Source organism: Brevibacterium sediminis, assembly GCF_024895295.1.
GTDB classification, from domain to species: Bacteria; Actinomycetota; Actinomycetes; order Actinomycetales; family Brevibacteriaceae; genus Brevibacterium; species Brevibacterium sediminis.
The window spans coordinates 444,418-465,277 of record NZ_JAHQRN010000003.1; the positions used below are offsets into that span (position 1 = coordinate 444,418).

The following is a 20,860-nucleotide window of genomic DNA, read 5'->3' on the forward strand; positions in this document are numbered from 1 at the left end:
ACGGGCGCGGCTGACAGACCCCGGCGCATTCCGACCGCACCTGGCGGAGATGCCGACAACGAGATGGAGTGACGATGACCTACACGCTGCAGGCCGTTGAGAACTCGGATGAGAAGGCCGGCCTGGTCCGGCGATTCCGCAACGGTGCCCTCATCGTCATCTTCGCCTCCGTACTGTGCGGGCTGCTGGCATGGAATGAACCGCACCCGGTGGCGGTCGCGCTCGCCGTCTTCGTCGGCGGTGCGGGCATCCTCGCCATTGACATCGCCCTGGCTTACCGATCTTCGGTGCGGCGCTCGAAAAGCTGAACCGCGGAGGAATCCGCGACAGACCTGCCCAAACCTGCAACCGTTCTGCCCCCCGTAGCGCTGTGCCACCGCGGTTGCATAACCGCTCCTGAGACACCGCAACACCCGTCGTCAGCCTCCGGCTAGCATGCTGACTTGAAGCATGCCGGCGACAGGAGGTGGACAATGGCCGACCAGGGCCAGCAACCGGATCAGAAGACACCTGGCATCGGTCTTCTCACCGTCCTCCTCGGCGCGGTCGCCGCCGGGCCCATCATGCTCTACGGCCTCAGCGCCACGAGCGATTCCATCATCGCCGAGCTCGGCATCTCCGAAGCCCACTTCGGCCTGCTCGCCACCACCTGCTTCGGCGCCGCCGCGATCGGCAACGCCACCCTCGGCCGTCTCGCCGACCGGCATACCGACCTTTCGCTCATGGCGTTCATCTTCGTCCTCGCAGCCGTCGCACTCGTGCTCGTGGCCGTGCCCGACGGATTCTGGATGCTGCTGCTTGCCGCCGCCCTGTCCGGCATCGCCCAATCCTTTCCCAACGGAGTGACCAACCGGATCCTCCTCGAACGCGTCCCCGACACCAAACGCATCGGCTGGGTCGGCATCAAGCAGTCCGGAGTCCAGGTCAGTCAGCTCGTCGCCAGCCTCGCCTTCCCCGTCCTCGCGCTCGGCATCGGCTGGCGCGGCGCGGCACTCACCGTCGCGATCATCCCGCTCGTCCTGCTCGCGATGACCTGGTATTCCCTGCGCACCACCCCGCTGTTGACCGCTCCGAAAACCTCAACCGACACCGCCAACGAGGCGGCCGACCACGACAACGCCCAGACCGGCACAACCGGCACCCCCGCCGAGGCGGCCCACACCGAACCCGAACCTGCCCCTACCCGTCCGGCCAAGCACCCCGGCATGGTGTGGGCCCTGGCGCTGTTCGGGCTCATCAACGGCATCGGCGTGCAGGCGACGAACGTGTACATACCGCTCTTCGCCGTGCGGGAGATGGGGTTCAACCTCGTCCTCGGCGGCGCCACGGCTGCACTGGCCGGCGTCATCGGCGTCATCGCCCGCGTCACCTGGGCCAGACGCATGGCCAAAGGCGCCTCGGGGCCGCGCCTGCTTTTGGTCCTCGCCCTCATCGCGCTGGCCGGGGCGGTGCTGTTCCTCATCGCCGACGTTGCCGGGTGGGCTCTGCTTGTCTGGGTCGCCGTGGCCTTCCACGGAATCTCGGCTCTCGGCGTCTCGGTCGTGCTCATGGCCGCACTCATGCGTGCGATCCCGGCATCCTCGATGGTCTCGGCCAGCGGCATGGTCACTGCCGGAATGTTCTTCGGCTTCGCCCTGGGACCGCTGCTCATGGGCGTCATCGTCGGCTCACCCGGCGGGTTCGTGCTCGGCTGGATCGCCGTCGGCATCACCTATGTGCTGTGCGTGATCCTCGCGCTCATCCTGATTCGTGTGAGCTCACGCCGCTGACGCAGGCCCCCGTCCACTGACCGCGGCGGCTGTCCCTCGCCCGAATCCTCGACCGCCTCGGCAGTTGTCAGACTCAGGACCTAGAATAGAACACATGTCTGAATATGATCCTCCGGCGTGGATGATCCGCTACCGGAACTACAAAACGCTGTGCTCCTATGTCTGCGGTGAGTTCATCCGCTTCTACCTCACCACCGGCTGCGATCAGATCAGGTATACGCATTCGCAGATCACCGAGGGGCTGCCGAACTATTCATGCCGGCTGGAATCCGACGACGGATCGGTTCTGCTGCTGCCGCTCGATGACTGGGTCGATCGTCTGGACGAGGTCATGCCGCTGGTGCGGACGTGGCTGGGCGAGCATTCGGATCTCAAAGGGTGCAAGCCGGAGAAGTCGCACTACCAGGGTGACCGCTATTGGTTCACCCGCTGGCAGGAGGCCAACCCGTGGTGACGGGCGACTCTGTGATGACGGTGGCCCGCAGTCGGGCGCCTTGGACATCCGGCGGGTGGGTCGCAGTAGAATCCGGACCATGCGCAAACGTGTGATCGTGATCGTCATCGCGGCCTTGGCGATACTGGGGCTGATCGCCACCATGCTGGGCGGCGTGCCTGCCTGAGTCGCTTTCCGGCCTGACATCGTCCGCCGTGCCGGCGACTCTGCAATGCTATGTTGAGCGGCATGGGAAGCAACGACGATCTCAACCCACAGAAGCCGGACGTGACGAGTCACAAGCCGATCGTGAAGACCTTTCACGACGACATCGGTGTGCTCAATCAGTTGCAGAAACTCGCGTCGGAAGGCGTGCCGAAGACGGCCCTGCACGTCTTCGCCCACGATGCGGAGAGCACCGACGAAGTGGTCGGCACCGGCGGAACCCTGGAAGGCCTCGGAGAGCTCGTGGCCGAGCGGTACAACGAACGAGGCGACGAACTCAGGAACCGCTTTCAGCGGTACGGCTTCGACTCCGATGAGATCGAGAAGTTCGAAGATGATCTCGACAACGGAGCGATTCTGCTTGTGATCGACGACCCCGATCTCCGTGCGGATTATAAAGGCAATCGCCGGGCACCGTAAGGGGGCTGGTCGCGGACGTCGACGTTTGGGACGGTGGAGTCTCGGTTCGGCAGAGGTCGCGGAGCGGAGACGATTGCTGCTCCGCAGAGCACCTCGACGAACCTCGAGGAAAGGAGAAGCCGTGACCGCGAAATTCAATACCACGAACCCGGCGACCGGAGAGGTCCTCAAGGAATTTCCCACAGCCAGCGACGACGAGATCTCCGCCGTCATCGACGCCTCCGACGCGGCCTTCCAGACATGGCGGACGACCGATGTCCGGGAACGTTCTGCACCGCTCGCCCGAGCGGCGGATCTCATGGGCGAGCGCAAGTGGGACCTCGCTGAGCTCCTCACACTCGAAATGGGCAAACTGCGCGCTGAGGCCGAAGCAGAGGTCGAACTGGCAGCGCGGATTCTGCGCTACTACGCCGAAGAGGGACCCCTGCTGCTCTCTGACGAGGTGCTCGCACCGTCCAGTGGAGGCAGCGCGGTGATGAAGTTCGAACCCATCGGTCCGATCCTCGGTGTCATGCCGTGGAACTTCCCCTACTACCAGGTGGTCCGCCTGACTGCACCCAACCTCGTGGCGGGCAACACCATCATCCTCAAGCACGCTTCGAACTGTCCGCAGTCGGCTCTGGCCTTCGAACAGGTCATGAACGATGCGCAGCTGCCGTCCGACTGCTATCGCAACGTCTTCGCCGACAATGATCAGATCCAGACGATCATCGCGGACGAGAGAGTTCGCGGTGCCTCGCTGACCGGTTCCGAAGGCGCTGGTGCAGCCGTGGCGAGCGGTGCGGGGAACAATCTGAAGAAGTCCATCCTCGAACTCGGCGGCAGTGATCCGTTCATCGTCCTCGACTCCGCGGATCTGGACGCGACCGTCACCGCCGCCGTGAAAGGGCGGATGACGAACTCCGGCCAGAGCTGCATCGCCTCCAAGCGCCTCATCGTGGTCGACGATCTCTACGACGAGTTCGTGGATCTGTTGACGGCGAAGATGTCGCAGTTCGTCGCCGGCGACCCAGCAGACTCCGTCACCACGATGGCGCCTCTGTCCTCCGAACAGGCCGCCCGAGACCTCATGGAGCAGGTCCAGGACGCCATCGACCACGGGGCCCATGTGCACACCGGCGGGCACCGAGTCGATCGACCGGGTGCCTTCGTCGAACCCACGGTGCTGACCGGGGTGACCGAACAGATGCGCGCCTACTCGGAGGAGCTGTTCGGACCCGTCGCGGTCGTCTACTCGGTCGCAGACGAGGATGAAGCCGTCGCACTCGCCAATGACTCGTCCTTCGGACTCGGCGGCACGGTTGTCAGCGACGACATCGAGAAGGCCCAACGCGTCGCTGACCGCATCGACACCGGAATGGTGTGGATCAACCAGGCCACCTGGACCGAACCCGACCTGCCCTTCGGAGGCACGAAGCGCTCCGGCGTCGGGCGGGAGCTCGGTGCAGAGGGCGTTCGCGAGTTCGTCAACAAGAAGCTCATCCGTACGCCCTGACACAGCAGACCGACTGTCGTCCGAGATACCGGAAGGAGACAGATGGATCTCAACATCCGCGACCGCAAGGCACTGGTGACGGGGGCGAGTTCGGGCATCGGGCTGGAGACGGCCCGTCAGCTCCTCGCCGAAGGAGCCGTCGTCGTGATGACCGGGCCCGAGCCCGACGAACTCAAAGCCGCAGTCGACGAACTCGCCGAGTTCAAGGAGCGCATCTACGCCCACGACGCCGATATCGCCGATGACGATTCAGTCGACGAACTCGCCGCGTCCGTCGCCGCCGACGTCGGCGACCTCGACATCCTCGTCAATGTCGCCGGCATCCACGGGGCCGGCGGGCTGTTCCACGAGATCAGCCAGGAGGGCTGGGACCGAACCATCGACGTCGACCTCATGGGACCGGTCCGTGTCACTCGGGCGTTCCTTCCGGGGCTGCGCCGAGGCGGCTGGGGCCGTATCGTGTTCGTGTCCTCTGAAGACGCGGTGCAGCCCTATGACGACGAGCTGCCGTACTGTGCGGCCAAGGCCGGCATGCTCTCCTTGGCCAAGGGACTCTCGCGCACCTACGCCTCCGAAGGACTGCTGGTCAACACCGTCTCTCCGGCGTTCATCGCGACCCCGATGACCGACGAGATGATGAATGAGCGAGCCCAGCAGAAGGGAACGAGCTTCGATGAGGCCATCGCCTCGTTCCTGCGCGAGGAGCGTCCGTTCATGGAACTCGGTCGTCGCGGCCGACCGGAGGAGGTGGCCAAGGTCATCGCATTCCTCTGCTCGGACGCCGCGAGCTTCGTCAACGGTTCGAACTATCGCGTGGACGCTGGATCGGTGGCCACGATCTAGTGCGCCAGAGCGTCCCGAACACCGAATACAGGCACAGCAGAGACGACAGGAAGAGGAGCATCCGACATGGCTGAGTTCCGATATGTGATCATCGGCGGCGGCATGGCCGCTGACTCCGCGGCCCAGGGGATACGGGAGATCGACGAGGAGGGTTCGATCGCCATCATCAGCGATGACGTCGACGAGCCCTATACGCGTCCCGCGCTGAGCAAGCGACTGTGGACCGACGAGAGTTTCGACGAGAGCGACAACTACTTCGACACCGCCGAGGCGACCGGAGCCCGGATCAGCCTCCGCACGGAGGCGACCGCAGTCGACGTCGAAGCGAAATCCGTGAGGACGACCCTCGGGGACTTCACCTATGACAAGCTGCTCTTCGTCACCGGCGGGAGACCGAAGGGCATCGATCTGGACGAAGGTGAGCGGGTCATCTGCTTTCGCGAGTTCAACGATTACCGCCGTCTGCGGGATCTGTCGGGCCAGAACCTGAGCATCGCAGTCATCGGCGGCGGTTTCATCGGCACCGAACTCGCCGCCGCCCTGGTGCAGAATAAGACCCGAACGACTCTGATCTTCGACGACGACACCCTCGGCGGCTCCATCTTCCCGCCGGACCTCGCCAAGCAGTTCCACGAACTCTATCGCAGCCACGGAGTGACTCTCGTGCCGGGCACGAAGGCCTCGGGTGGGCACGTCGACGGCGATCGAGTGGTGCTCGACTGCGACGGCGAGTCCCATGAGTTCGATGCAGTGGTCGTCGGCCTCGGCATCGAACCTGCGACCCAGCTCGCAGAGGAGGCGGGATTGGACACGGACGACGGGATCATCGTCGACGAATCGCTGCGGACCTCAAAGCCGGACGTCTTCGCAGCCGGAGACGTTGCTCGCTATCCCGACAGGATCCTCGGACGACAGCGTGTCGAACACGTTGACAACGCCACCCAGATGGGCAGGGCCGTCGGTCGGATCATGGCCGGCGCGGACGAGTCCTACACCCATACGCCGTATTTCTACACGAACGTCTTCGACTTCGGGTACCAGGCTGTCGGAGAGCTCGATCCGACGCTGCGCACCGTCGAAGACTGGAAGAAGCCCCATACGGATGGAGTGGTGTACTACCTCGGCGCGGACGGACGCGTCCGGGGAGTCCTCATGGTGAATATGGAGGATCGTCTCGACGCTGCGCGGGAGATCCTCGCCGAAGACTGGGACCACACACCGGGTGACCTCGTGACCAGGATCTCGTGAACTGAGTCTCCGGGAAGAACCTCTCAACGCCCCGCGACGCTGAGCCGTGTTCGCGCCTGCCCGCGATCTTTCGACTCAGCGCCACCGTGCGCTGCGGGCGCAGAGTACTCTCCTTCAGGCCTTCGCACCATGCCTTGTCGGCCCGGCGGAGTGTGCTTAGACTGCCTGGCAATCGAGTGGCGTCGTCCAGGAGGTGTCTGATGAGTGAGAACGTCGAGCTCGGAACGATCAAGACGGATGTGCCGGCCCGGTTGGACCGGCTGCCTTGGGCGCGATTCCACTGGATGGTCGTCGTCGGGCTCGGCAGTGTGTGGATCCTCGATGGTCTCGAGGTCACGATGGTCGGCAACGTCGCGGCTCGGATGACCGAAGAGGGCAGCGGCATCGACATGACTGCGGGGCAGATCGGCACCGCCGGTGCCATCTACGTCCTCGGCGCCTGCGTCGGTGCGATCGTCTTCGGCCAGCTCACGGACCGATTCGGCCGACGCAAGCTCTTCCTCATCACTCTCGTGCTCTATCTCGTCGCCACCGTCGCCACGGCGTTCTCGTTCTCCGCCTGGTACTTCTTCCTCGTCCGCTTTCTCACCGGTGCCGGCATCGGCGGGGAATACGCGGCCGTGAACTCGGCCATCGACGAACTCATCCCCGCCCGCGTCCGGGGCCGCATCGATCTCATCATCAACGGCTCCTACTGGCTCGGCGCCGCCGGTGGGGCGGCGACGACGCTGCTCTTCCTCAACACCGATATCCTGCCGAAGATGATCGGCTGGCGCCTGGCCTTCGCCGTCGGCATGCTGCTGGCGATCTTCGTGTTCGTCGTGCGCAAGAACGTTCCGGAGAGTCCGAGGTGGCTGTTCATCCACGGTCGGAACGATGAGGCCGAACGTATCGTCGGCGAGATCGAAGACGGCATCGAGGCGGAGACCTCACAGACTCTGCCGCCGCCGAAGAAGACCATCACCGTCCGGCAGCGGAAGACGATCTCGTTCGTCGAGATCATGAAGGTCGCTTTCACGATCTATCCCAAACGCGCGATCCTCTGCCTCGTCCTCTTCGTCGGTCAGGCGTTCCTCTACAACGGCATCACCTTCAACCTCGGCACGATCTTCAGTGGTTTCTATGGAGTCGCCGCAGCCTCGGTGCCGATCTTCATCATTCTGTGGTCGCTGAGCAACTTCGCCGGCCCCGTCGTCCTCGGCAGGTTCTTCGACACGATCGGTCGGAAGCCGATGATCTCGTTCAGCTACCTCGGATCGGCGGTCGTCGCGGTCGTCCTCGCCTTCGTCTTCAATGGTGAAGTCGGCGGCGAATGGCTCTTCCTCCTGATCCTCGTCGTCTGCTTCTTCCTCGCCTCGTCCGGGGCCAGTGCGGCCTATCTCACCGTCAGCGAGATCTTCCCGATGGAGACGCGGGCACTGGCCATCGCGTTCTTCTATGCCGTCGGCACGGCCGCCGGAGGCATCGCCGGGCCGCTGCTCTTCGGCGGCATGATCGAATCCGGGGATCGTTCCCAGGTGGCCTGGGCGTTCTGCATCGGGGCGGCGGTCATGGCGCTCGGCGGGGTGGCCGAGCTGCTCTTCGGAGTCAAAGCGGAAGGTGCCGATCTCGAAGACATCGCTCGCCCGCTGACAGCCGAGGACGCCGAATCCGCCGCCGCGCGGGACAGCCGCGAGCAGAGCGAGGGCACTGCGCAGAGCGAGCGCACTGAGCAGACCGGGCCCGCTGGACCACGCGAGACTGCGGCGAGGCCCGATGCGGATTCCCGGTCCAGCCGTCTGCGTCCCGGTCCGGGCTCGGCCGGCGTCTACGCGCCTTGGCCCTCGGTGTCCTCCCGCGAGGTTCCTCCCGAGGTCTCGGCCAACGAGGTCAATGGGATCATCGAGTTCGTCCGCGACATGGAACCTGTCGGGGAAGTGGAACTCTACCGGGCGATCGGGGCTCGTCGGTGGGGCCCGGGGCGGTTCCGCGCGGCCGTGCGCGAAGCGATCAGGCGGGGCGCCGTCCATCGCAATCGCCGCGGCAGACTGGAATTCCGCGGCGACGATTCATAGTCCGGGTTCGCCGGTGAGCGGCGCCCGCGGCGGCGGGGGAAGCATATCGATGAGTTCGTTGACGGCTTTGGCCAGAATGTCGTGCTGGTACGGGGACATGAAGTACGCCTCATGGATGTAGGCGTCGAGTTCGCAGTCGCTGAGGTCACCGCCGAGGCTGACATAGTGCAGCCACATCCCGGTGACCGATATGTTCCAGAATTCGACGGCCTCTGCGAGTTCTCTGCGTCTCTTGATCGCTCGTTCGTCGGAGAACGAGGAATCGGGCTGAGTGTCGATGCGGCTCGGGTTCTGATCGTCCATGGTCCTGATGATTCGCCTCGTGATGTTCGCAGCAGGAGGGGTCTGCCGGCTGTTCCAGCGATCCGATGCTCAGAGGACCGCGCTCGTGTGTGTCCATGTGCCTCGAATCTCCCAGCAGTGTACGTTCTGCTTCCCGAGCAGGGCTAGAGGCGGACAGCGCTCCGCCTGCCTCTTCTGAATCGCCGTCGATGGTCTCCGCGGTCGACTCTACGCAGGTATTTCCGTGAGGCCCCGTCGCCTCTGTCGCATTCCCTGAGCCTCCAATAGCGTGGGCGAACCTGGAACCGAGGACCGGCGAAGAGAGGTGGCCATGAGCGAATTCGGCATCGAGGAGGAGTTCTTCCTCATCGATCGGCAGTCTCTTCTGCCTGTTCGATCATCGAGCAGCGTGCAGGCGATCCACGATGTGATCGGAGCGAACAGGGCGTCGGGGTGTACGGAATGGCTGCCATGCCAGATCGAACATTCCTCGCCCGTGTTCACGAGATCGGCGGAGGCCTTCGAATCGCTGCTCGGCTTTCGGCATGATCTGGCGAAGGCCGCGGCGCCGCACGGGATCTTCGCCGTTGGGCTGGGGACTGCTCCCCGTATTCCCGCAGGATCGGCAGAAGTCAGCGAAGGTGACCGCTACCGGCTCTTCGCCGACCTGGCGCCGGGAATCGCCGCCGAACAGTACATCAACGGCATGCATGTCCATGTGGGAGTCCCCGACCGTCGAGCAGGGGTGAAGGCGCTCAACGGCATGCGACGCTGGCTGCCCGTGCTCACAGCCCTGAGCGCGAACTCTCCGCTGTGGCGAGGAGCCGACACCGGCTTCGCAAGTTGGCGTTCGGTCCACTACCGGCAATGGGTCGTCTACGGCATTCCTCCCCATTTCGCCGACCTCGAGGACTACGAGAACCAGGTGGCGGATCTCCTCCGCACCGAGGTGGTGCTCGACGAGGCGACACTGGGGTGGTTGGCACGACTGTCGCCGGGACACGAGACCGTCGAGATCCGCACCTGCGACGTGCAGCTCGACGCCGGAACAGCGCTGACCCTCGCGTTGCTCATCCGTGCCCTGGTCCACGTCGAGATGGAAGATCCCCGACCATGCACGGTGCCGACGCAGCTGTTGGACGCCGCTCACTGGCAGTCCGCTCGACTCGGACTGACCGGCAGTCTGATGGACGCGGAGACACGGTCCGACATGTCCGCAAAGCACGCCGTGAGAACGGTCTATGACCGTGCCCTGCCTGTCCTGCAGCGGACCAGTGACGCCGAGGTCGTGCGCTCCGGACTTTCTCTCCTGCTCAGCCGGGGCACGGGATCCGAATGCCAACGTCGTGTCCTGGTCGGTGGGGGACTGTCTGGTCTGATGAGCTGCGCCGAGCGGCGACTCACTGATCGGTCACGGAGCAGCCCGAAGCAGAGTGTTGCCGCGTTCCCGGGCGATCCTGACCCCCCTTGACGGATCGGGGGTCGTCGAACAGACGATGGAAAAAGGGCAGATTGCTCTCGGCTTCACTATCAAGCCCGCAGATGCGAACCGGAATCTGCGACAGCGTCGGACGACAGGCGGCGAAGAGTTCCGCCTCCCGTCGACGCACCACATCCTTCGAACCACATCATTCCGCAGCGGACCCGCATCCCCTGACCAGCAGAATCAGCAACGGACCGCTGCACCCCAAATTTCGAACCGTGCGCCACGCACACGAGCGGAGGTTACCGTGAACAACAAGATGAAACTCACCGGCCTGATACTGGCGGGCTACGTGCTCGGCAGGACCAAGAAGCTCGGCCTCGCACTGACGATCGCTTCGACGGTCGCCGGAACGACAGCGGCGAAGAACCGCGACCAGCTCCTGGGTGGGCTGAAGGACTTCGCCGAGTCCTCTCCCGAGCTCAAGATCCTGCAGGAGAAGATCACCGGCCGTCTGGCCGAATCCGGCAAGAGCGCGGTCAGAGCCGTGGCAGCCAAAGGAGTCGACCAGCTCAGCGTCAAGCTCCAGGATCAGACCGAGAAGATGAAGTCGACCCTCGACGACGCCGCCGACTCGATCGACCCCAATGTCGATGACAGCGAGGGCGCGGACGACGAAGAGGAAGCACCCGAGGCAGAGGACGAGAACGCTCCCGAGAACTCGGAGGAGTCTGAAGTCGACGAGGCGGAGCCGACCGACGATGAGCAGGAGGCCGACGAAGAGCCGCAGGCAGAGGAGGAAACTCCGAAGAAGCCGGCAGCCAAGCGGCCCTCGACAGCGAAGCGCTCTGCGAAGGGAACGCGTTCGTCGAAGTCCTCGACCACTTCGCGCGGTTCGCGCACGAAGTCGGGCTCCAAGCGCTCGACGACTGCGAAGAAGACATCGACCCGCGCCGCGGCCAAGCCCGAGGAGGCCGAAGATGAGTGATGATTCGATCTTCAGCGGCCTGAAGCAGCAGGCCGGAGACTATGCCAAGACCTTCGGCCGCAAAGCCATGAACACCGTGGGCGACAAGGTCGAGAAGTTCGCGGACAAGCTCGACGGCGTCGGCGATTCGGCGGGCCCGGCTACTCAGGCCGGGGCCGAAGAGATCGCCGAGGGCAAATCGCCTGCGAAAGCCGCGGTCTCGGCGGCGGCGACCGGTGTCAAGGACAAGATCAAGGGGGTTTTCGGAGGCGGCTCAGGAGGATCCGGCGGTTCCGGGGCGGGTGACTTCAAATTCTCGAACATCGTCGAGACCGCCGAGGTCGGAGTTCCGCTGAGCGTGGCCTATAACGCATTCACGATGTTCGAGGACTGGCCCGACTTCATGAAGAAGGTTGAGAACGTCGAACGCACCGACGACGTCACCCTCAGCATCAAAGGGCAGGCCGTGTGGTCGCATCGGACGTGGGAAGCCACGATCACCGAGCAGGTTCCCGACTCCCACATCGTCTGGGAATCGACGGGCGAGAAGGGCTACATCAGCGGCAGCATCTCCTTCCACGAGGTCGCGCCCAGACTGACCCGGATCATTGCGGTAGGCGAATACCACAAGCAGGGCTTCATGGAAGGCGTCGGTGCACTGTGGTTCACCGTTCCCCGCCGTTTCCGCCTCGAACTGAAGTTCTTCGTCCACCACGTGATGAGGCAGATCATGCTCGACCCCGACAGCGTCGAAGGATGGCGCGGAGAGATCCGCGACGGGGAACTCGTCACCTCCCACGAGGACGGCCTCGAACAGGACCAGGCCCAATCCGAAGACAGCGAGGACGAGCCGGCCGAGGATCAGGTCGTGGACGACGACTCCAGCGTGGATGAGGACGAACCCGACGAATCCGAGGCGGCGGAGACCGATGTCGAGCCCGCCGAGGGCGAAGCCGAAGAGGAGTACGAGGAGGACCCGGCAGAGGACTACGAGGACGAGAAACCGGCCGAGGCAGACGACGCGGAGCCCGCCGAGGACTTCGAAGAGGAGCCGGAGCCCACCGAGTCCGAGGAGCCCGTGGAATACGACGAATCCGAAGAACCCACCGAAGACGATGAGGGACGCAGCTGAGCGCCCTCCGATTGGGAAGCAGGCAAGGACAATGAGCACCAGCACAATTGAACGTTCACGCGGCAGCTACGTCGACCGTCCGTCATCGAGTTCGCTCGCGGACGTCATCGAGATCATCCTCGACAAGGGCCTGGTCATCGATGCGTACGTGCGCGTCTCACTGGTGGGGATCGAGGTCCTCACGATCGACGCGCGCATCGTCATCGCCAGTGTGGACACCTATCTGCGCTTCGCCGAGGCGACGAACCGCCTCGATCTGACCCAGCAGGGCGGTCGCGATCTGCCGGAGATGATGGGCGGAATGATGGAGAACGGCTCCAAGGGCAAGACCCAGGGAGCTGTGGAAGGCATCAAGGATGCCCTCACCTCGGATGATTCCGACGACGACTCCGGTGAGAGTTCGAATCAGGAGAAGTCGCGTCGCCGGACCAAACGCCCGGCGCGCAGCTCCTCGGGGTCCGAATGAGCGAAGAAGGCGCACCTTTGACCGATCGGTATCTGTACGGGATCGTACGCGCGGGCGCGAAGTTGCCGACCGGGCCCGACGGAGTCCAGGGCAATGCCCTCGCTCTCGTCGAGTCCGGGGCAGTTGCGGCCGTGGTCACGGAACTCGCGGACAGTGGGATGCTGGGCACTCCCGAAGCTCTGCAGAACCACAGCGTCGTCCTCGACGAGCTGGCCGAGAACCAACCGGTGCTGCCGCTTGCATTCGGAACCGTCGTCCCCGGAGGGACCGAAATCGCCGAGGAGGTTCTCGCTCCGCAGGCGGAGGCCTTCGCCGAGGCGCTCGAACAGCTGTCCGGATGCACGCAGTACACCCTGAGGATCACCTTCGACCGCGACGCGATACTGCGGGAGATCGTCAGCGGCAACCCGGAGGTGGCCGAGCTGAGGGAGAGGATCAGCGGCACGAGCGAAGACGAGACGAGGAACGAACGCATCCGGCTCGGAGAGATCGTCGTCACGACGATGGAGAGCTGGAGAAGGACCGAAGCTCCTCCGATCCTCGAGCAGATCCGATCCGCGACCGTCGAGACGGCGACGCGAGAAGTCGGCCAGGCCGAGGACGTCGCCGAGGTGGCCGTGCTTGTCCGCAGGGACGCCCTCGACGAGTTCGACTCCGTCATCGAAGGCCTCGCCGAGGCGAACCGGGAACGGATGAGGTTCCGCCTCGTGGGACCGCAGGCGCCCTATGACTTCGTCCCCGAGATGTAGGTGAGGACATGGGACTCCTGTCAGCAGTGTTCGGTGCCCCCTTGGCACCGCTCAAGGGAACTGTCTGGGTCGCTGAGCAGGTCAGAGGAGAAGCCGAGAAGCGCTATTTCGATCCCGGTGCTATCCGGCGCCAGCTGGAAGAGGTCGCCGAGGCCCGTGAGCGCGGATCGATCAGTGATGACGAAGCCGATGCCCTCGAGCGTGAGCTCGTCGGGCGACTGCTCGAGGGCCGTCGGCGCAGAACCGAGGAGGACTGATGAGCGAAGAGTCGGAAGCGAACGAAGAGTCGAGAGCAGAGAGCAGCTCTGCAGACGATGGAGGCGCGACCACGAAGCGCGCCCGGAAGCCGGCTGAGAAGGAGCGCACGACAGAGGGGACGTCCCGCCGGTCGTCCGGATCGGTGTCGGCCTCACACGAGAGACCGACGTCCCGGGAGAAGGCGGCGTCGACATCGCGTTCGAAGAGCGGGTCTCACAGCGCCACCGGTCAGAGGATATCTGCGGTGAAAGCAGCGAAGAAGGCGATCGAGCAATTCAGCACGCTGACGGGCAGGCCTCCGGAATCCGTCGTCGGCACGAGGTGGCACGACGACCACTGGTCTGTGCGTCTGGAAGTCGTCGAATCACGACGCATCCCCGACAGCGCGGATCTGCTGGCCGAGTATCAGGTCGAGCTCGACGGAGCCGGAGAACTCATGGCCTATGACAGAAAGGATCGCTACGTCCGCGGGCGTCCGAGCGAGTGATCGGGAGGCGAAATGAGCATCATGAATCAGCCGAACGAGGCGATGCAGCCGCAGCGCAGCCAGGAGGGCACGCTGCTCCACGTCGTGGAGACGCTGCTGGACAAGGGCCTGGTCCTCAACGCGGACATCATGGTCTCGGTGGCCGGGGTCGAGCTTCTGGGAATTCGGATCAGGGCCGCCCTCGCTTCTTTCGAAACGGCGGCGCGCTACGGTTTGGACTTCCCGGCAGGCACGGACCGCGACACCGTCGCGTGGAAGGAAGCAGCCGAGCAGAAGGACACCTGCCCCGAGTGCGGGAAGCGATCCGCACTCGCGCAGCTGATGAACGACTACTGTCCGTGGTGCGGGTGGCAGAGCGCGCGGTCGAAGCGGATCGAGGCCGGAGAACCGGCCGAGCTGAACTCCGCGGACGACGCTGACACCTCCGCGGAGCAAGCCGCCGGCTCATCCGCCGACTCGGGCACTCCCGCCGCCGGCTCTTCCGGCGACGATCGCTGAGACGACCATGGCATCACAGCCGACCCTGCAGCCCACCCGAGACCCGCGGGCGACCCTGCCCGATCTCCTCGAGGTCCTCCTCAACAAAGGCGTCCATCTCGACCTCGATCTCATCATCTCGGTCGCTGACATCCCGCTCGTCGGTGTCAACCTGCGCGCGACGATCGCCGGTATCGAGACCATGCTCGAATACGGGATGATGCGTCAGTGGGACAGCGACACCCGAGCATGGGTGCAGAAAGCGGTCCGCAGACATCTGCCTCTCGCCGCCGACGAGGAGATCCTCGCGAAGATGGCCGGCGGACACTATCAAGACAACTTCTATCGGACCTGGCGGCCCGGCAGCGCCTATCTCACCTCGCAGCGTCTGATCATCCACCGGCGGGATCCGGCTGAGACTCTGTGGCAGGCGCGCCTGAACTCGATCGCCTCCGTCTCCGCGCTGCGCGAAGCCTCCATCGGAGGTGAGGAACGCACCCGCATCCACGTCCGCCTCGACGACGGCAGCGAGACCACCTTGTCGGCGCTCGAGCCGGATCGTCTCATCTCTCTGGTCCAGGCCCAGCTCGACGGGGCCGAGGGCTCCTCAGCCTCGGGACCGGAGGCGAGAACGACCGCGGACCGCCCCCTGCGAGAGGGGAGGATGTGGTTCCTCGAGGAGCTGTCGTCCGGGAGCACGTGGCGCGGGGGACGGGGTTCGCTGTCGAACACGGAACTGACCTGGAGCTCGCCGATGGATGGGCGCGCACGGGTGAGGCTCTCGCCCGAGCAGCTGCAGGACTCTCGCCGGGAGGAGCGCAGCAACCCCACTGACGAGAGGGAGGTCCTCATCCTCGACACCGGCGACTCGATCATCACCCTGGCCGCAGACGATGCGGGCGCATGGTCCGCCGCACTCGACGACTGGCGGACCGCGCCGCTGGAGAGCGGACCCGCATCACCCGGGGGCACCGTGCCATCTGGCCGCAGACACGACGAACACGCCGGAGAAGGAGACGCATCATGGCGCTGAACGTCGACGAAGAGAGCCTCAAACACGGGGTGCTCACCCTCGTCGTCACCCTCGTCGAGGTGATCCAAGAGGCGCTCGAGACCCAAGCCGTGCGTCGGATGGAAGGCGGGGACCTCACCGAGGACGAGCAGAACCGCCTCGGCGAGGCCCTCCTCGAACTCGATGAGGCCATGGACCAGATCAAGGACCAGCACGGTATCACCGGATCTGTCGAGGATCTGCATCGCGGCCTCGATGACGTCGTCGACGAGGTCGTCGACAAACTCATCAATCCGGCCAGATGGGCCGAGGAGAACGGAAAGGGCATCGAATGAGTGACGGGACAGAGATGCTCTATGTCTACGTCATCGTCCCCGGCGGCGACTTCACACCCGCCGGCACGGGAATCGATGGGTCCGCCCTGCACATGGTCGGCCGCGACGCGGGACCGAAGGCCGTGGTGCACCGGCACACCGGAGGCCCCTACGACGGACCCGACGAGGATGTGCGCCGGTGGGTGCTCGAGCACAGCGAGGTCATCGACGATGTCTGGCAGACCGCAGCCGCCGTCCTCCCGGTCTCATTCAACGTCATCGTCCGTTCGGACCCCGACACCGAGGCGACCGCCGCCGAGCAGCTCGAAAGCTGGCTCGACGATTCCGCAGCTGCGCTTTCGCAGCGTTTGGTTGAACTGCGCGGCACGTGCGAGGTGCATGTCGAACTCACCCTCGACAAAGACCGCCTCGATGACGTCCACGCAGAGGTCGCCGACATGAAGGCGGAGATGGAGAGCCGTCCCGCGGGTGTGCGCAGGCTGCTCGAGAAGCGTCTGGAGAAGACCGAGAGGGACCTGGTCGATCGAACAGCCGATCAGATCTATCCGGAGGTGAGAGGCAGGATCGCCTCCCACTGCCTCGACATCGAAGAGTACCGCTCGACCCGCCGTGAACCCGGACACACGCCGGTGCTCATGGCCTCCTGCCTGGTGAGGAGTCCGGAGGTCCCGTCACTGGGGGCGGAACTCACCGCATTGCAGACAACGCAGCCCGGGCTGTCCATCCGCTTCCTCGGCCCCTGGCCCCCGTATTCCTTCGCCGACGTCACCCTGGACAAGAAGCCCGCGCAGCCCACATCGAGCACCACCGCCCCGGAAGAGGAGAGACCATGAGAGTCGCAGTCATCGGAGCCACCGGGAACGTCGGCACGGCGATCCTCGACGTGCTGGGCCGGAACTCTGAAGTCACCTCGGTGCTGGGGATCTCCAGACGGATGCCCGACACCGAGGCCGAGCCCTATGCGAGATGTGATTGGAGATCGATCGACATCGCCGCCGCGAGCAGCGCGGACACGGCCCACCGCGATCTCACCGAGGCGCTGACCGGCGCCGATGCCGTCATCCACCTGGCTTGGCTCATCCAGCCCAACAGCGACCGGGATCTGCTCCGGCGCGTCAATGTCGACGGCACGGCCCGGGTGGCCGCGGCAGCGGCGGCGGCCGGCGTGCCGCATCTCGTCGTGGCCTCCTCGGAAGGTGCCTACTCTCCCGATGACAGTCTGGACAAACGCGACGAGGGGTGGCCGACCGAAGGCATCCGCTCCTCCCACTACAGCGTGGACAAGGCCGCCCAAGAACGCGTCCTCGACGACTTCTGCGCCGATCATCCCGAGATCACCGTGACCCGGCTGCGTCCCGCACTCATCTTCGGCGCCCCGGCCGCCTCGGAGATCCAGCGCTATTTCCTCGCAAACTGGATGCCCGTGCAGCTGCTGCGAGCAGGCCGTCTGCCGTTCCTGCCGCTGACCACGGGACTGCGCGGTGTCCAGGCCGTGCATTCCACGGACGTCGCGCGCGCGTATGTGGCCAGTGTCCTCCACCGCTGTGCAGGAGCCTTCAACATCTGCGCCGACGATGTGCTGTATCCGAAGGACCTGGCCGAACTGCTCGATCACGGCAGACACGTCCCGCTTCTGAACGGTGCAGTGCGTGCCGCGTTGGCAGTGGGCCACAGCAGCTCACTCGTCGCCGCTGACGAAGGGTGGCTGGACATGGGCCTCAACGTGCCGCTGATGGACAACGGCCGCGCACGTCGAGAACTCGGCTGGGAGCCGGAGTACAGCGCCATGGACTCGGCACGCGAACTGCTCAAGGGCATGGCCGACGGCGAGGGTGCCGCCTCCGTCCCTCTGCGCCCGCGCGATCCCGGCCAGCCGCAGCTGCGGGCGACCGACGGCACGAGCACCGGGCACGAAGCATCGGATGCGGGCGGGGCGCACAGCGAGGTCGACATGGACCTCCTGGGCCTCTATCTCAGTGACCATCTCACTGGGGCCACCGCCGGGGCGGAGAGGATCGAACGGATGGCTGCCGACTTCGTCGATACGCCCGTCTTCGCCGCACTGTCCGAGTTGGCCGCGGAGATCCGCGGCGAACATCTCTACGTCCAGCACCTCATCGGGCAGTTGGGGCTGCGCCGCCGTCCTCTCGCCGAGGCTCTGTCGTGGGCGGGGGAGAGGGTCGGCAGGCTCAAGAGCAACGGCTCGCTGCTCAGACGCTCGCCCATGACCCTCGTGCTCGAAGCGGAGCTGATGCGCAGTGCGGTCATCGGCAAGCTCGGGATGTGGCAGACGCTTAAGGACAACGCCGAGGCGCTCGGTTTGGACGGCGCCCAATTCAGCGAACTGGCACAGAAGGCAGAGCTTCAGCGCGAAGTGCTCGACACAGTGCACAGCTACGCTCGGAGCCGAGCGTTCCGCCGGGATCTGGCCGTCTTTGATCAGTCCTCGGGAGTCAGCCCTGTGCGGGGCGACTGAGAGGCGGTAATCTGCTCCGGTATTCGATGCTTCCGGGCGCATCGACGAGCTGCGAGCCGTCTTCCCGGGCTTCCGCGGCCGGAGACGTCACCTTTCTTCGGCAATGGCATGCAGTGCCTCAGACCTCGACCCGAGCCCAGGCCCGGTGCTCGCTGAGACCGGCCTGCAGCTGCGACAGCGCGGTGTCGATGTCATCGATGCAGTAGACGCCGGGATCTTCCGGCGTAATGCCGTACTTCTCCATCATCGTGCACGACTCACCGCTGGCGGCGATGAATTTCAGATGTCGCCAGGCCTCCGTGACGAGGAGGTCGACCTCCGTCGTCAGCTCGGTGCCGTCGGCGAAGTAGAGGGCATCGAGCTCGCTCGACGAGGCGGTCGCGTGAGTCCGCTCGATCGCGATGCTCCTCTCACCGGAAGTGATGCGTCCGCCGACCGGGGCGATCGTGATGGGGACCATTCCCGCCTCGGCGATGAGGTCATACGCTCTGACCACCACCTTGGGATCGGTTCCGCTGCCGGTGACGATGCCGACCTTGCGTCCCTCGACGGGCCAGCGCCTGCCCACCTGGGACAGCGCGGGGCTGGGGCGAACCTCGCTTCGCGGCGGCGTCTCGGCCCCTGGAGCCTCGAGTCCGAGACCCTCGGCGACCATGCGGGCAAGCTCCGAGTCCACGGAGGCGAGCACAGCGACCTCGCGGGCCCGGATCGTCTCCTCGTAGCATTTGCCGAGCTCGAAGATGAACGCGTCGGCGAGGTGGTCCTGCTCGACGGGGGTCAGGCTCAGCCAGAACATCCGCGGCTGTAAATAGTGGTCGTCGAAGGACTCTGGCGAACGCCGCTCCTTCGTCGCTGCCGGAATCTCCTGGGCCACCTCGGCGAAGGTGTGCTCATCGGTTTTCTCCGCGGGGAAGGGATTGCCACCGTCGAGCGAATTGGGTCTGTACGGTGCGGCACCGCGGTGGTCGGCGGTCTGGTGCATTCCGTCGCGGAACATGTCGTTGACCGGGCAGTGCTGACGGTTGATCGGGATCTGGGAGAAGTTCGGTCCGCCGAGGCGGGTGATCTGGGTGTCCAGATAGGAGAAGAGCCGCCCTTGCAGCAGCGGGTCGTTGGTGATGTCGATGCCGGGCACGAGGTGTCCGGGGTGGAACGCCACCTGCTCGGTCTCGTCGAAGAAGTTGCTGGGATTGCGGTTGAGCGTGAGCATTCCCAGCGGCTGCACGGGCGCGAGCTCCTCGGGCACGATCTTCGTCGGGTCGAGCAGGTCGATTCCCTCGAAGGTCTCATCGGGGTCGTCGGGGAAAACCTGGACGCCGAGTTCCCACTGCGGACATGCTCCGGCCTCGATGGCGTCGGCGAGGTCCCGGCGATGGAAGTCCGGGTCGACGCCGTTGACCATCTGGGCTTCCTCCCAGATGAGCGAATGCACACCGGCTTGGGGTTTCCAGTGGAACTTCACCAGGGAGGTCTCTCCGGCGGAGTTCTCGGTTCGGAAGGTGTGGATCCCGAAGCCCTCCATCATCCGGAAGGAGCGGGGGATGCCCCGATCGGACATCTGCCACATCGTGTGATGAGTCGCCTCGGTGTGCAGGGACACGAAGTCCCAGAAGGTGTCATGCGCGCTCTGCGCCTGCGGGATCTCGCGGTCCGGGTGCGGTTTGGCCGCATGGACGATGTCGGGGAACTTGATCGCATCCTGGATGAAGAACACGGGGATGTTGTTGCCCACGAGGTCAAACACACCGTCGGTCGTGTAGAACTTCGTGGCGAAGCCCCGGGTGTCGCGGACGGCGTCGGCCGAGCCGCGCGAGCCGACGACCGAGGAGAAGCGGGTGAAGACCTCCGTCTCGACGTCGGGGGCGAGGAAGGCCGCCTTGGTGATGGTCGCGGCATTGCCGTAGGAGATGAACGTGCCGTGGGCGGCAGAACCGCGCGCGTGGACGACACGTTCGGGGATGCGCTCATGGTCGAAGTGGGTGATCTTCTCCCGCAGGTGGTGGTCCTGCAGCAGGGTCGGTCCACGGGAACCCGCCTTGAGCGAATGGTCCGTGTCATAGAGTCGGGCGCCCTGGGCAGTGGTCAGCCAGCTGCCCTGTTGGGCCTGGCCCTCCTGCTTGTCGCGACTGGGTGCCCCTGTGGGCGACGTCGGCTTCGGTCCGCTCTGATCGGGCTTCGGCGGCAACGGCTCTCGCGGCGTCGTCGGCTCCTCGAAGTCCGGAGTGCGGGAACCGGGTTTGCCCGGAATGATCGGTCGATCTTCTGTACTCATGGTGTCTCCTCAATGGTGGGTTGACTGCAGAAGCGGT

The 20,860-nt window shown here is 65.1% G+C and carries 22 protein-coding genes; 20 read left to right on the forward strand and 2 right to left on the reverse strand.

The window, feature by feature from the left end; translation table 11 throughout:
* Positions 1-74 precede the first annotated feature (74 nt).
* The 8 genes from KTJ89_RS09370 to KTJ89_RS09405 all read left to right on the forward strand — a co-directional run bounded on the left by KTJ89_RS09370 (position 75) and on the right by KTJ89_RS09405 (position 8,487).
* Positions 75-308: a hypothetical protein gene (locus KTJ89_RS09370; RefSeq protein ID WP_139468239.1), complete on the forward strand. Its 234-nt coding sequence runs from the start codon at positions 75-77 to the stop codon at positions 306-308.
* Positions 309-473: 165 nt separating this feature from the next.
* Positions 474-1,769, forward strand: coding sequence for an MFS transporter (locus KTJ89_RS09375; RefSeq protein ID WP_259357495.1), 1,296 nt, complete (start codon positions 474-476; stop codon positions 1,767-1,769).
* Between the two features lie 94 nt (positions 1,770-1,863).
* A complete protein-coding gene (locus tag KTJ89_RS09380) occupies positions 1,864-2,223 on the forward strand; it encodes a hypothetical protein (protein WP_259357496.1) in 360 nt (119 codons plus the stop codon).
* 228 nt (positions 2,224-2,451) lie between these two features.
* A complete protein-coding gene (locus KTJ89_RS09385) occupies positions 2,452-2,847 on the forward strand; it encodes a general stress protein (protein ID WP_172170493.1) in 396 nt (131 codons plus the stop codon).
* Positions 2,848-2,968: 121 nt separating this feature from the next.
* Positions 2,969-4,342 (forward strand): NAD-dependent succinate-semialdehyde dehydrogenase, encoded by a 1,374-nt coding sequence (locus tag KTJ89_RS09390; protein ID WP_259357497.1) that lies wholly within the window; start codon positions 2,969-2,971, stop codon positions 4,340-4,342.
* 42 nt (positions 4,343-4,384) lie between these two features.
* On the forward strand, positions 4,385-5,185 hold the full coding sequence (locus tag KTJ89_RS09395; protein WP_172170497.1) for an SDR family NAD(P)-dependent oxidoreductase: 801 nt from the start codon (positions 4,385-4,387) through the stop codon (positions 5,183-5,185).
* A gap of 66 nt (positions 5,186-5,251) precedes the next feature.
* Complete coding sequence (locus KTJ89_RS09400) at positions 5,252-6,433, forward strand: NAD(P)/FAD-dependent oxidoreductase (protein ID WP_259357498.1); 1,182 nt, start codon at positions 5,252-5,254, stop codon at positions 6,431-6,433.
* A gap of 200 nt (positions 6,434-6,633) precedes the next feature.
* Positions 6,634-8,487 carry an MFS transporter gene (locus KTJ89_RS09405; protein ID WP_259357499.1) on the forward strand — a complete coding sequence of 618 codons (1,854 nt, stop codon included), beginning with the start codon at positions 6,634-6,636 and terminating at the stop codon, positions 8,485-8,487.
* Here KTJ89_RS09405 and KTJ89_RS09410 read toward each other — a convergent pair.
* Complete coding sequence (locus KTJ89_RS09410; RefSeq protein ID WP_259357500.1) at positions 8,482-8,790, reverse strand: hypothetical protein; 309 nt, start codon at positions 8,788-8,790, stop codon at positions 8,482-8,484. The genes KTJ89_RS09405 and KTJ89_RS09410 overlap by 6 nt on opposite strands.
* 310 nt (positions 8,791-9,100) lie before the next feature.
* On the opposite strand from KTJ89_RS09410, the gene KTJ89_RS09415 reads away from it, so the two are divergent.
* From KTJ89_RS09415 to KTJ89_RS09470, 12 genes are all read left to right on the forward strand, one after another.
* Positions 9,101-10,240 (forward strand): carboxylate-amine ligase, encoded by a 1,140-nt coding sequence (locus KTJ89_RS09415; RefSeq protein WP_259357501.1) that lies wholly within the window; start codon positions 9,101-9,103, stop codon positions 10,238-10,240.
* Positions 10,241-10,499: 259 nt separating this feature from the next.
* Positions 10,500-11,180, forward strand: coding sequence for a hypothetical protein (locus tag KTJ89_RS09420; protein WP_259357502.1), 681 nt, complete (start codon positions 10,500-10,502; stop codon positions 11,178-11,180).
* Positions 11,173-12,291, forward strand: a complete 1,119-nt coding sequence (locus KTJ89_RS09425; RefSeq protein WP_259357503.1) for an SRPBCC family protein — start codon at positions 11,173-11,175, stop codon at positions 12,289-12,291. Before KTJ89_RS09420 ends, KTJ89_RS09425 begins: the two co-directional genes overlap by 8 nt.
* A 31-nt stretch (positions 12,292-12,322) precedes the next feature.
* On the forward strand, positions 12,323-12,757 hold the full coding sequence (gvpJ, locus tag KTJ89_RS09430; RefSeq protein WP_259357504.1) for a gas vesicle protein GvpJ: 435 nt from the start codon (positions 12,323-12,325) through the stop codon (positions 12,755-12,757).
* A gap of 17 nt (positions 12,758-12,774) precedes the next feature.
* Positions 12,775-13,506: a GvpL/GvpF family gas vesicle protein gene (locus KTJ89_RS09435; RefSeq protein WP_259357505.1), complete on the forward strand. Its 732-nt coding sequence runs from the start codon at positions 12,775-12,777 to the stop codon at positions 13,504-13,506.
* Positions 13,507-13,514: 8 nt separating this feature from the next.
* Complete coding sequence (locus tag KTJ89_RS09440; RefSeq protein WP_259357506.1) at positions 13,515-13,763, forward strand: gas vesicle protein GvpG; 249 nt, start codon at positions 13,515-13,517, stop codon at positions 13,761-13,763.
* Entirely contained in the window at positions 13,763-14,251 is a 489-nt protein-coding gene (locus KTJ89_RS09445) for a gas vesicle protein GvpO (RefSeq protein ID WP_259357507.1), read from the forward strand. The genes KTJ89_RS09440 and KTJ89_RS09445 overlap by 1 nt, the downstream gene beginning before the upstream one ends.
* Positions 14,252-14,272: 21 nt before the next feature.
* Positions 14,273-14,749 (forward strand): gas vesicle protein, encoded by a 477-nt coding sequence (locus tag KTJ89_RS19250; protein ID WP_310650282.1) that lies wholly within the window; start codon positions 14,273-14,275, stop codon positions 14,747-14,749.
* 7 nt (positions 14,750-14,756) lie between these two features.
* Complete coding sequence (locus KTJ89_RS09455) at positions 14,757-15,761, forward strand: gas vesicle protein (protein WP_259357508.1); 1,005 nt, start codon at positions 14,757-14,759, stop codon at positions 15,759-15,761.
* On the forward strand, positions 15,752-16,075 hold the full coding sequence (locus tag KTJ89_RS09460) for a gas vesicle protein K (protein WP_259357509.1): 324 nt from the start codon (positions 15,752-15,754) through the stop codon (positions 16,073-16,075). Before KTJ89_RS09455 ends, KTJ89_RS09460 begins: the two co-directional genes overlap by 10 nt.
* Positions 16,072-16,908, forward strand: a complete 837-nt coding sequence (locus tag KTJ89_RS09465) for a GvpL/GvpF family gas vesicle protein (RefSeq protein ID WP_259357510.1) — start codon at positions 16,072-16,074, stop codon at positions 16,906-16,908. The genes KTJ89_RS09460 and KTJ89_RS09465 overlap by 4 nt, the downstream gene beginning before the upstream one ends.
* Positions 16,905-18,551: an NAD-dependent epimerase/dehydratase family protein gene (locus KTJ89_RS09470; RefSeq protein ID WP_259357511.1), complete on the forward strand. Its 1,647-nt coding sequence runs from the start codon at positions 16,905-16,907 to the stop codon at positions 18,549-18,551. Before KTJ89_RS09465 ends, KTJ89_RS09470 begins: the two co-directional genes overlap by 4 nt.
* Positions 18,552-18,669: 118 nt before the next feature.
* Here the strand turns inward: KTJ89_RS09470 and KTJ89_RS09475 are convergent, their stop codons facing one another.
* A complete protein-coding gene (locus KTJ89_RS09475; RefSeq protein WP_259357512.1) occupies positions 18,670-20,823 on the reverse strand; it encodes a catalase in 2,154 nt (717 codons plus the stop codon).
* Positions 20,824-20,860: the final 37 nt, after the last annotated feature.

Bases quoted from the DNA above. Each gene is read 5' to 3' on its own strand.
- KTJ89_RS09370 (WP_139468239.1), top strand. From the start codon at position 75: ATGACCTACACGCTGCAGGCCGTTGAGAACTCGGATGAGAAGGCCGGC.
- KTJ89_RS09375 (WP_259357495.1), top strand. From the start codon at position 474: ATGGCCGACCAGGGCCAGCAACCGGATCAGAAGACACCTGGCATCGGT.
- KTJ89_RS09380 (WP_259357496.1), top strand. From the start codon at position 1,864: ATGTCTGAATATGATCCTCCGGCGTGGATGATCCGCTACCGGAACTAC.
- KTJ89_RS09385 (WP_172170493.1), top strand. From the start codon at position 2,452: ATGGGAAGCAACGACGATCTCAACCCACAGAAGCCGGACGTGACGAGT.
- KTJ89_RS09395 (WP_172170497.1), top strand. From the start codon at position 4,385: ATGGATCTCAACATCCGCGACCGCAAGGCACTGGTGACGGGGGCGAGT.
- KTJ89_RS09400 (WP_259357498.1), top strand. From the start codon at position 5,252: ATGGCTGAGTTCCGATATGTGATCATCGGCGGCGGCATGGCCGCTGAC.
- KTJ89_RS09405 (WP_259357499.1), top strand. From the start codon at position 6,634: ATGAGTGAGAACGTCGAGCTCGGAACGATCAAGACGGATGTGCCGGCC.
- KTJ89_RS09410 (WP_259357500.1), bottom strand. From the start codon at position 8,790: ATGGACGATCAGAACCCGAGCCGCATCGACACTCAGCCCGATTCCTCG.
- KTJ89_RS09415 (WP_259357501.1), top strand. From the start codon at position 9,101: ATGAGCGAATTCGGCATCGAGGAGGAGTTCTTCCTCATCGATCGGCAG.
- KTJ89_RS09425 (WP_259357503.1), top strand. From the start codon at position 11,173: ATGAGTGATGATTCGATCTTCAGCGGCCTGAAGCAGCAGGCCGGAGAC.
- gvpJ (WP_259357504.1), top strand. From the start codon at position 12,323: ATGAGCACCAGCACAATTGAACGTTCACGCGGCAGCTACGTCGACCGT.
- KTJ89_RS09440 (WP_259357506.1), top strand. From the start codon at position 13,515: ATGGGACTCCTGTCAGCAGTGTTCGGTGCCCCCTTGGCACCGCTCAAG.
- KTJ89_RS09445 (WP_259357507.1), top strand. From the start codon at position 13,763: ATGAGCGAAGAGTCGGAAGCGAACGAAGAGTCGAGAGCAGAGAGCAGC.
- KTJ89_RS19250 (WP_310650282.1), top strand. From the start codon at position 14,273: ATGAATCAGCCGAACGAGGCGATGCAGCCGCAGCGCAGCCAGGAGGGC.
- KTJ89_RS09455 (WP_259357508.1), top strand. From the start codon at position 14,757: ATGGCATCACAGCCGACCCTGCAGCCCACCCGAGACCCGCGGGCGACC.
- KTJ89_RS09460 (WP_259357509.1), top strand. From the start codon at position 15,752: ATGGCGCTGAACGTCGACGAAGAGAGCCTCAAACACGGGGTGCTCACC.
- KTJ89_RS09465 (WP_259357510.1), top strand. From the start codon at position 16,072: ATGAGTGACGGGACAGAGATGCTCTATGTCTACGTCATCGTCCCCGGC.
- KTJ89_RS09470 (WP_259357511.1), top strand. From the start codon at position 16,905: ATGAGAGTCGCAGTCATCGGAGCCACCGGGAACGTCGGCACGGCGATC.
- KTJ89_RS09475 (WP_259357512.1), bottom strand. From the start codon at position 20,823: ATGAGTACAGAAGATCGACCGATCATTCCGGGCAAACCCGGTTCCCGC.